The 13,203-nt window shown below is 52.9% G+C and carries 13 protein-coding genes; all 13 read right to left on the reverse strand.

Annotated elements, in window-relative coordinates; translation table 11 throughout:
* Positions 1-6: 6 nt before the first annotated feature.
* Entirely contained in the window at positions 7-603 is a 597-nt protein-coding gene (gene rnhB, locus F0319_RS20770) for a ribonuclease HII (protein WP_008501897.1), read from the reverse strand.
* On the reverse strand, positions 600-1,748 hold the full coding sequence (gene lpxB, locus F0319_RS20775) for a lipid-A-disaccharide synthase (RefSeq protein WP_111963990.1): 1,149 nt from the start codon (positions 1,746-1,748) through the stop codon (positions 600-602). The genes rnhB and lpxB overlap by 4 nt, the downstream gene beginning before the upstream one ends.
* Positions 1,748-2,536, reverse strand: a complete 789-nt coding sequence (gene lpxA, locus F0319_RS20780) for an acyl-ACP--UDP-N-acetylglucosamine O-acyltransferase (protein WP_023310462.1) — start codon at positions 2,534-2,536, stop codon at positions 1,748-1,750. The genes lpxB and lpxA overlap by 1 nt, the downstream gene beginning before the upstream one ends.
* 3 nt (positions 2,537-2,539) lie before the next feature.
* Positions 2,540-2,995 carry a 3-hydroxyacyl-ACP dehydratase FabZ gene (gene fabZ, locus F0319_RS20785; protein ID WP_010426706.1) on the reverse strand — a complete coding sequence of 152 codons (456 nt, stop codon included), beginning with the start codon at positions 2,993-2,995 and terminating at the stop codon, positions 2,540-2,542.
* A gap of 102 nt (positions 2,996-3,097) precedes the next feature.
* Positions 3,098-4,123 (reverse strand): UDP-3-O-(3-hydroxymyristoyl)glucosamine N-acyltransferase, encoded by a 1,026-nt coding sequence (lpxD, locus tag F0319_RS20790; protein ID WP_111963991.1) that lies wholly within the window; start codon positions 4,121-4,123, stop codon positions 3,098-3,100.
* 3 nt (positions 4,124-4,126) lie between these two features.
* Complete coding sequence (skp, locus tag F0319_RS20795; RefSeq protein ID WP_045907838.1) at positions 4,127-4,621, reverse strand: molecular chaperone Skp; 495 nt, start codon at positions 4,619-4,621, stop codon at positions 4,127-4,129.
* Positions 4,622-4,743: 122 nt separating this feature from the next.
* Positions 4,744-7,161 carry an outer membrane protein assembly factor BamA gene (gene bamA, locus F0319_RS20800; RefSeq protein ID WP_111963993.1) on the reverse strand — a complete coding sequence of 806 codons (2,418 nt, stop codon included), beginning with the start codon at positions 7,159-7,161 and terminating at the stop codon, positions 4,744-4,746.
* Between the two features lie 29 nt (positions 7,162-7,190).
* The gene (gene rseP, locus F0319_RS20805) at positions 7,191-8,543 is read right to left on the reverse strand and encodes a sigma E protease regulator RseP (protein ID WP_111963994.1); all 1,353 of its coding nucleotides are present in this window, start codon (positions 8,541-8,543) and stop codon (positions 7,191-7,193) included.
* A gap of 11 nt (positions 8,544-8,554) precedes the next feature.
* The gene (cdsA, locus tag F0319_RS20810) at positions 8,555-9,412 is read right to left on the reverse strand and encodes a phosphatidate cytidylyltransferase (protein ID WP_023310457.1); all 858 of its coding nucleotides are present in this window, start codon (positions 9,410-9,412) and stop codon (positions 8,555-8,557) included.
* 12 nt (positions 9,413-9,424) lie between these two features.
* Positions 9,425-10,183, reverse strand: coding sequence for a (2E,6E)-farnesyl-diphosphate-specific ditrans,polycis-undecaprenyl-diphosphate synthase (ispU, locus tag F0319_RS20815; RefSeq protein ID WP_024907522.1), 759 nt, complete (start codon positions 10,181-10,183; stop codon positions 9,425-9,427).
* A gap of 186 nt (positions 10,184-10,369) precedes the next feature.
* Positions 10,370-11,569, reverse strand: a complete 1,200-nt coding sequence (gene ispC, locus F0319_RS20820; RefSeq protein WP_111963995.1) for a 1-deoxy-D-xylulose-5-phosphate reductoisomerase — start codon at positions 11,567-11,569, stop codon at positions 10,370-10,372.
* A gap of 93 nt (positions 11,570-11,662) precedes the next feature.
* Positions 11,663-12,220 carry a ribosome recycling factor gene (gene frr / locus F0319_RS20825; protein ID WP_008501909.1) on the reverse strand — a complete coding sequence of 186 codons (558 nt, stop codon included), beginning with the start codon at positions 12,218-12,220 and terminating at the stop codon, positions 11,663-11,665.
* Positions 12,221-12,387: 167 nt separating this feature from the next.
* On the reverse strand, positions 12,388-13,113 hold the full coding sequence (pyrH, locus tag F0319_RS20830) for a UMP kinase (protein WP_008501910.1): 726 nt from the start codon (positions 13,111-13,113) through the stop codon (positions 12,388-12,390).
* Positions 13,114-13,203 lie beyond the last annotated feature (90 nt).

The following is a 13,203-nucleotide window of genomic DNA, read 5'->3' on the forward strand; positions in this document are numbered from 1 at the left end:
ATTGATTCAGGACACCCGTCCCAGCGCGCGTTTCACCGGGCCGAAACTGCGCCGGTGGTGTTCGGTTGCGCCATGTTCAGCCAGCCTCTCCAGGTGGAAAGGTGTGGGATACCCCTTGTGCTGGGCGAAACCGTACTGAGGGTAAGTGAGGTCCAGCGCGGCCATTTCAGCGTCGCGCGTCACTTTGGCAATAATAGAAGCTGCGCTAATTTCTGCGACCCGGCTATCGCCTTTGACTACCGCCATTGAAGGCATGGGCAATGCCGGACAGCGGTTGCCGTCAATCAGGACATATTCCGGGGAAATTTTCAGGCCCGCTACCGCACGCTGCATCGCCAGCATCGTGGCGTGCAAAATATTCAGTTCATCTATTTCATGCGGTTCAGCGCGCCCCAGGCTCCAGGCCAGCGCCTTCTCCTGAATCTCACTAAACAGCGCCAGCCGGCGCTTTTCAGACAATTTTTTAGAGTCGTTCAGCCCGACGATCGGCCGAGCCGGATCGAGGATCACCGCAGCGGTCACCACTGCCCCGACTAACGGACCACGACCCACTTCGTCCACGCCCGCCACAAGGTGGGTGTGAGGATAAACAAATTCCATCATTTCGCTAGCTCCAGCACCGCATCGGCCGCTTGCTCATCAGCATTACAGCGGATCAGTTGATGCAGTTCGCGGAAGGTATCGTGCATCTGGTGGCTGGTCTTGCCGTTGGCGAGCAGCGGCAGCAGCGCATCGGCAAGCGCCTGCGGCTGGCACTCATCCTGCAGCAGTTCTTTCACCAGCTCGCGCCCGGCAAGCAGGTTCGGCAGGGAGACATAATCCGTTTTCACCAGACGTTTTGCCAGCCAGAAAGTGAACGGCTTCATGCGATAACCGACCACCATCGGACATTTCGCCAGCATGCATTCCAGCGCCGCCGTGCCGGAGGCCAGCAGTGCGGCATCGCTCGCATACATCGCTTCCCGCCCTTTGCCGTCCAGAAGACGGACGTGGAGATCCGGGGCGACGTCAGCTTTGATGCGCTCAAACTGCTCGCGGCGTTTGGCATTCACCAGCGGCACTACAACTTCGAGATCGGGGTACGTCTGGCGAAGAATTTGCGCTGTCTTGAGGAAATCGGCGCTCAGCATCTCAACCTCTGCGCCACGGCTGCCCGGCAGCAAGGCCAGACAGTGCACATCATGGGGAATGCCCAGCACGTCGCGCGCCGCGTTTTTATCCGGATCCAAGGGCATCGCATCAGCCATGGTATGACCGATAAAACGGCACGGAACATTAAATCTGTCGTAAAACGCTTTTTCGAAAGGCAGAAAAGCCAGCACCAGGTTGGTGGACCGTCCGATTTTGAAAACGCGTTTCTGTCGCCACGCCCAGACGGACGGACTGACGTAGTGAATCGTTTTGATACCCTGCTTTTTCAGATTCCCTTCGAGGGTAATGTTGAAATCAGGTGCATCGATACCGACAAACACATCGGGTTTGAGTTCGGTAAAACGACGGGTGAGATCGGCGCGGATGTGCAGCAAACGGCGTAGCCGCCCCAGCACCTCAACGATGCCCATCACGGCGAGCTCTTCCATTTCATACCAGGCTTCACAGCCTTCGGCCTGCATTAGCGGGCCAGCAACGCCGATAAAGCGAGCATTGGGTACACGCGCCTTAAGCGCGCGGATGAGACCTGCACCAAGAATATCGCCGGAGGTTTCTCCGGCGACCAGGGCTATCGTAAGCGGACGACTGTCGACCATTAACGAATCAGACCCCTAGTAGAACGGTCAAAGAATTCCATGAACGCGTTCACTTCCGGGTGCTTATTCGCCAGCTCGGCAATTTCCGGCTTCGCCTCTTCCAGCGTTTTACCGCTACGGTACAGCAGTTTGTACGCGTTGCGGATGGCAGTAATCGCTTCGCGACTAAAACCACGACGCTTGAGGCCTTCGATGTTCACGCCAAACGGCGTGGCATGGTTGCCCTGCGCAATCACATACGGTGGGACGTCCTGCGCCACACCGGAGCATCCGCCAACCATCACGTGCGCACCAATGATGCAGAACTGATGGACTGCGGTCATGCCGCCAATAATTGCGAAGTCATCAACCGATACGTGTCCTGCCAGCGTTGCGTTGTTGGCAAGAATACAGCGGTCACCTACGGTACAGTCGTGCGCGATATGCGCATTAACCATAAACAGGTTATCGCTGCCCACCTTCGTCAACCCACCACCCTGTACTGTTCCACGATGAATGGTGACGCTTTCGCGAATACGGTTACGATCGCCAATTTCCAGACGGGTCGACTCACCAGCATATTTCAGATCCTGGTTAACTTCGCCGATGGAAGCGAACTGATAGATCTCGTTATTGCAGCCAATGGTCGTGTGACCGTTCACGACAACGTGAGATTTCAGTACTGTACCCTCACCAATTTCGACATGGGGTCCAACAATACAAAACGGGCCAATATGGACGTTAGCGCCAATGATGGCACCGGTTTCCACAATAGCGGTAGGATGAATAAAGGCGGATTTATCAATCACGTATCAGGACTCCCGGCTACGAGCACACATCATCGTCGCTTCGCAAACAACTTTGCCGTCAACCAGCGCTACGCCTTTGAAGCGAGTCAGGCCACGACGCGTTTTTTCAAAAGTGACTTCCATGATCATCTGATCACCAGGCACGACAGGGCGCTTAAAGCGCGCTTCATCAATACCCGCGAAGTAATACAGCTCACCTGGCTCCAGTTTACCGACGCTTTTAAACGCCAGAATACCGGTAGCCTGAGCCATCGCTTCCAGAATCAACACACCCGGGAAGATAGGCTTACCAGGGAAGTGCCCCTGGAAGAACGGCTCGTTCACGGAAACATTTTTCACTGCGCGCAGAAAACGACCTTCTTCAAAATCCAGCACACGGTCTACCAGCAGAAACGGGTAGCGGTGCGGCAGAAGTTCTAAAATCTCTTCAATATGCAGAGTATGAGTGTCAGTAGTCAAAATACTCTTCCTGTCAAAATGTACTGATAACAATAATAACACGGCCTGCCGGTTTATTAGAAAGCCGACAGGCCGGGAAAAATAGCGTTAAACGGATGACGCTTAATCTTGTTGATCGATCTTACGCTCAAGAGACTTGAGGCGCTTGTTCATATCATCAATGTTCATCACCAGAGCTGCTGTTTTACGCCATACCTTGTTGGGCTGAAGCGGAATGCCGGAGGAATAGACGCCAGGTTCAGTGATAGGACGCATTACCATGCCCATTCCCGTCACGGTGACCTTGTCGCATATTTCCATATGGCCATTAATCACGCTCGCGCCGCCAATCATGCAATAACGGCCAATTTTCAGGCTGCCTGCCATGATGACGCCACCCGCAACCGCGGTATTGTCGCCAATCACAACGTTATGCGCAATCTGGCACTGGTTATCGATGATAACACCATTGCCAATGATCGTGTCGTCAAGCGCGCCACGGTCAATGGTGGTACAGGCGCCGATCTCTACGCGATCGCCAATAATAACGCGACCAAGCTGCGGGATCTTAACCCAGTTACCGCGATCGTTAGCGTAACCAAAGCCATCGGAACCAATCACGGTGCTGGACTGGACGAGGCAATTTTCGCCAATTTCAACGTCATGATAAACGGACACGTTGGCCCATAAACGGGTCCCGGCGCCGATTTTCGTATTTTTCCCAACGAAGCAACCTGGGCCAATGACGACGTTATCGCCCAGCACAACGCCGGATTCGATAACCGCATTCGCGCCAACGGCGACGTTGTTACCCAGCCTGGCCGTCGCATCAATCGCTGCACTGGCAGCAATGTTCTGGGCCGGCTGCGGCGTGGTATCGAGAATTTGAGCCATGCGTGCATACGTCAGGTAGGGGTTTTTCACTACCAGCGCGCTTACAGTGGCAAATGGAAGATCGTCCTGCGTCAGTACAACAGCTGACGCCTGGCATTGAGCCAGTTGCTCACGGTACTTAGGGCTTACCATGAAGGTAATCGTGCCAGCTTTAGCAGATTGCATGGACGCAACAGCGGTGATGACGATATCGCCATCACCGTGTAATTCTGCATCCAACTGCTGAGCTAAATCAGCCAGTCGAATTGAAGGCATTACTTATTTAACCTGTTTCAGAACATCAGCAGTGATGTCTTTAACATCTTTGCTGTTGAAAGCAACGGCGTTCGCATCAACAACCAGATCGATGCTCTGATCGGCAGCCACTGCTTTAACAGCGGTCTGAATGCGAGTCACCAGCTTGCCGCGTTCTTCGTTAGAACGACGCTGACGATCCTGCTCGAAAGCCTGCGCTTTCTGGGAGAACGTCTGGCGCTGAGCCATTACGTCTTTTTCCAGCTTGCTGCGGTCGCTTGCTTTCATGGTAGAACCATCACGCTGCAGACGCTGCATTTTGGACTGAAGATCGTTTTCCATACCCTGCAGTTCGCTTGCACGGCCTTTGAATTCGTTTTCCAGAGTCGCAGAAACACCTGTTTTCTGTGCAACCTGCTGGAACAAATTACCCATGTTGACGATTGCAATTTTGTCTGCTGCCTGAGCAGAAGTTGCCATCGCTAAACCGAGACCTGCAGCTAATAACCACTTTTTCACAATTAACTCCTTACCATCCCATTGGCACCAGAAGGTACCGTTCTTTGCGTGGCAAGGCGACCGTGTTACCGATCGCCAGTTGTCAGCGCTACACTGCCAACGCATTCCTTTGCAGCGGATTATTACCAGGTTTTACCAATGTTAAACTGGAATTGCTCCGCTTTGTCTCCATCGTATTTCTTAAACGGCTGGGCGTAAGAGAAGACCAACGGCCCCAGCGGTGACATCCATTGTAATGCGATACCGGCAGACATGCGAATATTGCTCGGATCGCTGTAGTCTGGAACGCCCTCTGCGCGCATCTGGGCAGTATTCTGCCAGTTGGTATCCCACACGGTACCTGCATCCCAGAAGAAGGACGTACGGACCGAGTTCGCGTATTTATCACTGATAAACGGCGTTGGCGTGATGAACTCCAGGCTGGCAACGGCCATGGCGTTACCGCCCACCGCGTCATCAGAGCTACAGACTTCGGAAGAGGAAGACTTATTACAGTTATCTTTGTCGTTCCCGCCGTAGTAAACCGCTTTCGGACCAATGTTGTTGGACTGGAAACCACGAACGGTGCTGGAGCCACCCGCATAGAAGTTTTCATAGAACGGCAGTTCTTTGCCACCCAGACCATCGCCATAGCCCCAACGGGTACGACCCAGAACCACCCACTTATGATCGTCATCGATCGGGAAGTAGGATGCGGTATCAAGCGTGACCTTATAGAACTCGTTATCGGAACCCGGAACTGTAACTTTACCGTTCAGGTTGACGCGAGAACCTTCCGTTGGGAAGTAGCCGCGGTCGAGACGGTTATAGGTCCAACCGTAGTTAAAGGTGAAGTCATCCGCCGCGAAGCCATTGTCATGACCAGTTTTGCTGGTTGACTGGCCGATAGAGTCCAGATAACGCCACATCGCCACCTGAGGTTGCATGTTGGACAGGTCGTTATGCACGTAACCTAAGCCCGCACGCAGGGTGTTGTATTCGTTAACCGGGAAGCCAAGCGTACCGTCTACACCGTAACTCTTGTTGGTGTAAGAAGACAGATCCGCGTCGTCTGCTTTAAAGTCGTTATAGAAAATACGACCGCCCAGGCTCACACCGTCTACGGTGAAGTATGGGTTAGTTACAGAGAACTCAGAGTAGGTCTGGTAGTCGTTTTTGGTGCCGTTAATACCGACAGAGTAACCTGTACCCAGCCAGTTATCCTGCTGCACGCCGACCTGGAAGCTGACGCCGCTTTCAGTACCGTAGCCCACACCGAAGTTGAAGCTACCGGTGTTGCGCTCTTTCACTTTATAAACGACATCAACCTGATCCGGGCTGCCCGGTACGCGCTGGGTATCGGTATCCACCGTTTCAAAATAACCCAGACGGTTCAGACGCTCTTTACCCTGATCAACGAGGTCGCTACCCAACCATGCGCCTTCCATCTGACGCATTTCGCGACGCAGAACGGAATCTTTGGAGGTGTCGTTACCGACGAAGCGGATCTTACGCACGTAGAAACGGTTGCCCGCATCAACATTCACATGCAGCTTAACGGTTTTATCCGCATCATTGATTTCAGGCTGAGTCTGTACGCGCGGATAGGCATAACCATAGCGGCCGAGCAGCTTCTTGATGCTGTCTTCCATTTTGGTTACCTTGGAACCGCTATACAGGTCGCCTGGCTGAATTTTGGTCAGTGATTCGATTTCAGCAGAATGCCCCGCCAGATTACCACTCACTTCAACACCAGAAAGCTTGTACTGCTCGCCTTCAGTGATGTTAACCGTAATGTAGATGCCTTTCTTGTCCGGAGTCAGACTGACCTGAGTCGAGTCGATGTTGAAACGCGCATAGCCACGATCGAGATAGTAGCTGCGCAGGGTTTCAAGGTCGCCCGCCAGTTTCTGTTTCTGGTATTTGCGATCGCCTACCACGTTCCACCATGGCACTTCATCGCGCAGCTGGAAGGTGGAGATCAGTTCGTCGGTGCTGAACGCATGGTTGCCGACAATGTTGATCTGCTGGATCTTCGCAGAAACACCTTCCTGGAAGACCAGCTTCAGGTCAACACGGTTACGTGGCAGCGGAGTGACAACCGCTTTCACGCTGGCACTGTATTTACCGACGCTGTAGTAGAAGTCTTCCAGACCTTTTTCAATGTCTGAAAGGGTTGTGCGGTCCAGAGATTCACCCACACGAACACCCGATGCTTCAAGGTTCTGCTTGAGCATGTCATCTTTCACCGACTTGTTACCGGAGAAAGTGATACTGGCGATCGTTGGACGTTCTTTTACCTGTACCAGCAGCGTATCACCATCGCGCAGGACGCGAACGTCCTCAAAGTTGCCGGTGGCAAACAGAGCACGGATGGTGTTACTGATATCATCATCATTAACCGTATCGCCGGGGCGTACAGGCATACTGAGGAGGGCCGCACCAACGGCGACACGCTGGAGGCCTTCGAAATGAATGTCTTTCACTACGAACCCGTCAGCACCGTATACGGTGGCGCTGCTAAACAGCAGCGACGCTATGAGCAACTTTTTCATCGCCATCGTTATTATGCGTTCTTCCTAACACTCTCTTACAACCGAGAGAAATCATTGAAAAGTGCAAGCCCCATTAACAGCACCAGCAGAATCGAGCCAATGCGATAACTAAAGTCTTGAACTCGCTCGGATACCGGTCCGCCTTTTAGCTTTTCAATCGCTAAAAACAGCAGATGACCCCCGTCTAAAACGGGAAGCGGGAACAGGTTGATTATCCCAAGGTTCACGCTAATGAGCGCGAGGAACATGAGATAGTAAATCACCCCGAATTCCGCTGACATCCCAGCCCCCTGAGCAATCGAAATTGGCCCACTGAGGTTGTTCAGTTTCACATCACCGGTTATCAATTTCCCCAACATGTTGACCGTCAGCTTCATCAGTTGCCATGTTTTATCCGTGGCTTCAAGGATGGCGCTGAACGGCCCATACTGGCGTATTGTCTTGTACTCATCTGGCAGCGGGATCACTTTTGGCACAACGCCTGCAAACCCTTCTGCCTTTTTGCCGACCGACTTCGTATCCGGAATCAGCGTCAGCGAAAGCGGACTACCCTGCCTTTCAACTTCCAGCGCGAGAGACGTTCCCGGATTATCGCGCACCAGAGTAACAAAGGTCATCCACTCTGTTAATGGTTGACCATCGACTTTAACGATCCTGTCGCCCGCTTGCAAACCCGCTTTGCTCGCTGCCGAATTTGCCTGTACTTCGGCTAATACCGGCTCGATCTGCGGGCCGCGCGGACGAATGCCCAGCGCAGCGACGGGATCCTCTTTGTCTGGCTCGAAACGCCAGTGGCGTAAATCAAGTACTTTGTCCTGACGCGTATCAGAACCAAACGGCGATACGCTGATGGTGGTCTGCGGATCGCCAATTTTGGCTACCAGCTGCAGTCGCACGGCATCCCAATCAGGGGTTTCGATGCCATCAATCGCTTTAAGTTCCATCCCGGATGTAATTTGCGCACTCGCCGCAATGGAGTTGGGGGCAATTTCACCCACCACAGGACGTACGCCAGGAACGCCGATGATAAACACCAGCCAGTACGCAAAAATCGCAAAGATAAAGTTGGCTACCGGTCCGGCAGCAATGATGGCAGCGCGTTGTCCAACGGTTTTATTGTTGAATGCGCTGTGTCGCAGCTCGGGAGCGACAGGCTCGACGCGTTCGTCGAGCATTTTGACGTAGCCGCCCAGCGGAATAAGGGCGATGACAAACTCTGTGCCATGACGGTCTGTGCGCGTCCAGAGTGATTTACCAAAACCGATGGAAAACCGCTCTACGCGCACGCCACAGCGGCGAGCAACCCAGAAATGGCCAAATTCATGCACGGTAATCAGTACACCCAGTGCAACAATGAACGCCGCCAGATTCCAGAGAATGCTCAGCATAAAACCTTCCGTTAAATCGTCCCGAATACCAGTAAAAGCAAACACGCAAACACTGGAACAGCCGCTGTCAGGCTATCAATGCGATCCAGTATACCGCCATGCCCTGGAATCAGGTGTCCGCTATCCTTAATCCCTGCTTCGCGCTTAAACATACTTTCGGTCAAATCACCGAGCACGGAGGCAAGGGCAGCAAAAATCGAGCACACCAGCAGTATTGACGGTGCCACTTCAAGATTCGCCCAGACGCCGTAGCCCCAAGAGATGATCGCTGCCGTAAACAGGCCGCCGATGAATCCTTGCCAGGTTTTGCCCGGAGAAACCTTCGGTGCCAGCTTATGTTTACCAAACAGTTTACCAAACATATAGGCCCCGGAGTCAGCACCCCAGACCAGAATCATTACATAAAGCAGCCAGATCGCACCGCTATAGTGGTTTTCGTCGTAGTGCCAGGCTCGCAGCGCAACCATACCCCAGAAAAAAGGAATAATTGTGAGCAAACCAAAAATCAGTCGCAGCACTTTTGAATTACGCCATAATGCCGCAGAACCTGGATAAAAAAGAACCAGCAACAGCGCGGCAACCCACCAGGCCAACGATATCCACAAGGAACCGGCAACCAGTGGCTGATGAATATCATGGTGATATTCAGGCAACGTAAACAGCATTATGGCCAGGATAAAACCACAAAGTACCGCAAGCCATACTCGCTGAGTGCGCGAGGTAAAGCCGCTAAACTGTCCCCATTCCCACGCAGCGAGCATACACACCACCAGCGTGACAATAGCGAATCCCACCGGGGGCAGTAAAAACAGCGCCGCAATGACAATGGGTATTAATACAAAAGCGGAAATCAGGCGATACTTCAGCAAAAGCTACCCCCATCAGGCTTTGTCGCCACCAGGCTCGGTGCCGCCGAAACGACGCTCTCGATTGGCAAAGGCATGCAGCGCACCTTCAAAGTCTTGTTCATCAAAATCGGGCCAAAGAACATCCGTAAAGTAAAGTTCGGCATAGGCAATTTGCCATATCAAAAAGTTACTTATGCGATGTTCCCCCCCTGTCCTAATTACCAAATCCACGGGAGCCTGTTCATTCATGCAGATTTGCTTGCTCAGCGCCTCTTCATCAATTTGGTCGGGTCTCAACAGCCCTTCCTGAACCTGTTCGGCTAGATGCCGAACGCCCTGGATAATATCCCAGCGTCCGCCGTAATTCGCCGCAATATTCAGCGTAAGACCGGTATTATTTTCCGTCAGCGCTTCTGCTTTACGAATCCGTTCCTGCAAACGTGAGTTAAAACGACTGGTATCGCCAATGATACGCAGGCGGACGTTGTGGCGGTGCAGGCTTTTTACTTCGCTGTCTAGCGCCCACACAAACAATTCCATCAACGCAGTCACTTCCTGCAGAGGCCGATTCCAGTTTTCACTGCTAAAAGCATAGAGCGTTAACGCATCAATGCCGTTGTTGGCGGCAAAAGAAACGGCGCGGCGAACGGATTTCGCCCCCGCTTTATGCCCAAAGGCTCGTATCTTCCCTTGTCTTTTCGCCCAGCGGCCATTGCCATCCATAATGATTGCTACATGACGGCAGCCATGAGCTGGCAAATTTTCGCTTATTGGTTGATTCGCAGACAACATAACGCGTTTTTTGTCCCTGAAAAGGATTTAACGGTACTCAGGAATACTGAAGCCTATACATAAAAAAGCCGTGTCAAACCACGGCTCACCTGACCACATTAAGTCAAATACCTGCGATCAGGTGGCGCAGACTATATCACTGAAGCCCAACGCTAACAAATAGCACGACGACTAGTGCTTGCTTTATCACCAGCTTGCGAGACGTGTCACCTGTTGGCGCGCAATATTACGCGCAGCTGCATCCACCGCCAGCACCTCTTCCACGCTTTGTGGTTCGCGCAAATCCATCATCTCCAGTACCGATAAATTTAACGACGCGATATCGGTAAAACGAATTTGCTGATTCAGAAATGCCTCAACGGTAATTTCATTGGCTGCATTAAGTGCCGTTGTCGCCGCCTGCCCCTGGTCAAAGGCAGTCATCGCAAGCTTCAGACAAGGATAGCGATCGTAATCTGGTTCACTGAACGTCAGGGAACTTAGCTTGCAGAAATCAAGCGGCTTCACGCCGGATTTCACTCGATTTGGCCACGCCATTGAATGGGCAATCGGCGTACGCATGTCCGGCTCGCCCAGCTGCGCCAGCACGCTGCCATCCTGATAACGCACCATCGAATGAATGACCGATTGCGGGTGAATCAGTACTTCCATCTGTTTCGCTGACGCATTAAACAACCAGCGCGCTTCAATGTATTCCAGACCTTTGTTCATCATGGTGGCAGAGTCAACGGAGATTTTACGCCCCATCGACCAGTTCGGATGACGGCACGCCTGATCCGGCGTCATGGCGCGCAGTTCAGACAGTGGCGTTTCACGGAACGGGCCACCAGACCCGGTAAGCAGAATCGACACGACGCCATTCTGCTCCAGGTCAGCGTACCCCAGGTTCTGTTGAAAAGGTTGCGGTAAACTCTGAAAAATCGCGTTGTGCTCGCTGTCGACCGGTAGAAGACGCGCGCCGCGCTGCTTCACCGCGTCCATAAACAGGCGTCCGCAGGTGACTAGCGACTCTTTATTGGCCAGCAGAACGTCCTTACCGGCATCAATCGCGGCAAGCGTCGGCAATAATCCTGCCGCCCCGACAATGGCCGCCATCACCTGATCCACCTCATCCAGCGCCGCCATCTCGCAGGCCGCCTGTTGGCCACTCAGCACCTCGGTTCGGCTGCCCTGTTCAATCAGCCGTGCTCTGAGCAGACGCGCGCTCTCTTCGTCATCCATCACCGCATAGCGGGGCGTAAACTCCAGGCACTGCTCAACCATTCGCTGCACATTCTTACCGGCCACCAGCGCTGTCACGGTGTAAAGTTCAGGATTATGGCGAACAACGTCGAGAGTGCTGCAACCGATGGAACCAGTTGAGCCGAGGAGTGTTAAATGCTTCATGGGATGCCCGAAAAGTTAGACCAGATAAAAGCAAAACGCCGCCAGCAAGACCCGAAGTCCCTCTGAACGGCGTTTATCAGTGTACGACAGAAATCAGAACTGCATCAGTTCCGCTTCTTTATCTGCCAGCGCCGCATCAATTTTCTTGATGGCAGCGTCGGTCATTTTCTGAATGTCGTCCTGAGAACGACGATCGTCATCTTCACTGATCTCTTTTTCTTTCAGCAGCGCTTTTACTTTATCGTTCGCGTCGCGACGGACGTTACGCACGGATACACGACCCTGCTCAGCTTCGCCACGAACCACTTTGATCAGATCTTTACGACGCTCTTCGGTCAGCGGTGGCAGTGGAACGCGGATGTCAGCACCCGCAGAGCTTGGGTTCAGACCAAGGTCAGACGCCATGATCGCTTTCTCAACCGCCGGGCCCATAGAACGATCGAACACGTTGATTTTCAGCGTACGGGTATCTTCTACCGTTACGCTCGCCAGCTGACGCAGAGGAGTTGGCGTACCGTAGTACTCAACAATGATGCCATCCAGCAGGCTTGGAGAAGCACGGCCAGTACGGATTTTGCTGATTTGGGTTTTGAACGCTTCTACGCATTTTTCCATGCGTACTTCAGCATCTTTTCTGATGTCGTTAATCACGTTACGAATCCTTGAAAACTTGTCTCAGGCAGACTATCCGCCAGCACAGCGCTACAGGTGTGCTAAGTATAGTCGCGTTTAATTCATGACAACGCCAAAGGCGTGCCCGGGTAAGATACCACTACAAAATAAAGCGGAATCTTACCTGTATTTATCGTCGACGGAAATTATTCCGTGATCAAAGTGCCTTCTTTTTCGCCCATGACCACGCGACGCAGTGCGCCTGGTTTGTTCATGTTGAAGACACGGATCGGCAGTTTGTGGTCGCGAGCCAGCGTGAAGGCGGCAAGATCCATCACTTTCAGCTCTTTATCCAGCACTTCGCTGTAGCTCAGCTGATCGTACATGGTGGCAGAAGGATCTTTTGCCGGGTCGGCAGTAAACACGCCGTCAACTTTGGTCGCTTTCAGTACCACATCGGCTTCGATCTCGATACCGCGCAGGCAGGCAGCGGAATCGGTCGTAAAGAACGGGTTACCCGTACCGGCGGAGAGGATCACCACGCGGTTGTTGCGCAGCAGGCTGATGGCTTCTGCCCAGCTGTAATTATCGCATACGCCATTCAGTGGAATAGCGGACATCAGGCGGGCGTTCACATAGGCGCGATGGAGCGCATCACGCATCGCCAGGCCATTCATCACGGTTGCCAGCATACCCATGTGGTCGCCCACAACGCGGTTCATCCCCGCTTTCGCCAGACCAGCACCACGGAAAAGGTTGCCACCGCCAATGACCACGCCAACCTGGATACCCAGTTCGACCAGTTCTTTGATTTCCTGTGCCATGCGATCAAGGATGCTTGCGTCAATACCGAAGCCTTCCGATCCCTGCAGCGCTTCGCCACTCAGCTTAAGCAGAATGCGTTTGTACACGGGTTTTGCATTGGTAGCCATGTTTCTTTCCTGAGACTGTCAACGATTAAGATGGGGGTTAATTCTGGCGACATGATATGCCGCAAATCAGTACAGCGATACTGGAGCCTG

The organism is Enterobacter vonholyi (genome assembly GCF_008364555.1).
Lineage (GTDB): Bacteria > Pseudomonadota > Gammaproteobacteria > Enterobacterales > Enterobacteriaceae > Enterobacter > Enterobacter vonholyi.

Coding starts and splice junctions, on each gene's coding strand:
- rnhB (WP_008501897.1), bottom strand. CDS start 603: ATGATGGAATTTGTTTATCCTCACACCCACCTTGTGGCGGGCGTGGAC.
- lpxB (WP_111963990.1), bottom strand. CDS start 1,748: ATGGTCGACAGTCGTCCGCTTACGATAGCCCTGGTCGCCGGAGAAACC.
- lpxD (WP_111963991.1), bottom strand. CDS start 4,123: ATGCCTTCAATTCGACTGGCTGATTTAGCTCAGCAGTTGGATGCAGAA.
- bamA (WP_111963993.1), bottom strand. CDS start 7,161: ATGGCGATGAAAAAGTTGCTCATAGCGTCGCTGCTGTTTAGCAGCGCC.
- rseP (WP_111963994.1), bottom strand. CDS start 8,543: ATGCTGAGCATTCTCTGGAATCTGGCGGCGTTCATTGTTGCACTGGGT.
- ispU (WP_024907522.1), bottom strand. CDS start 10,183: ATGTTGTCTGCGAATCAACCAATAAGCGAAAATTTGCCAGCTCATGGC.
- ispC (WP_111963995.1), bottom strand. CDS start 11,569: ATGAAGCATTTAACACTCCTCGGCTCAACTGGTTCCATCGGTTGCAGC.
- pyrH (WP_008501910.1), bottom strand. CDS start 13,113: ATGGCTACCAATGCAAAACCCGTGTACAAACGCATTCTGCTTAAGCTG.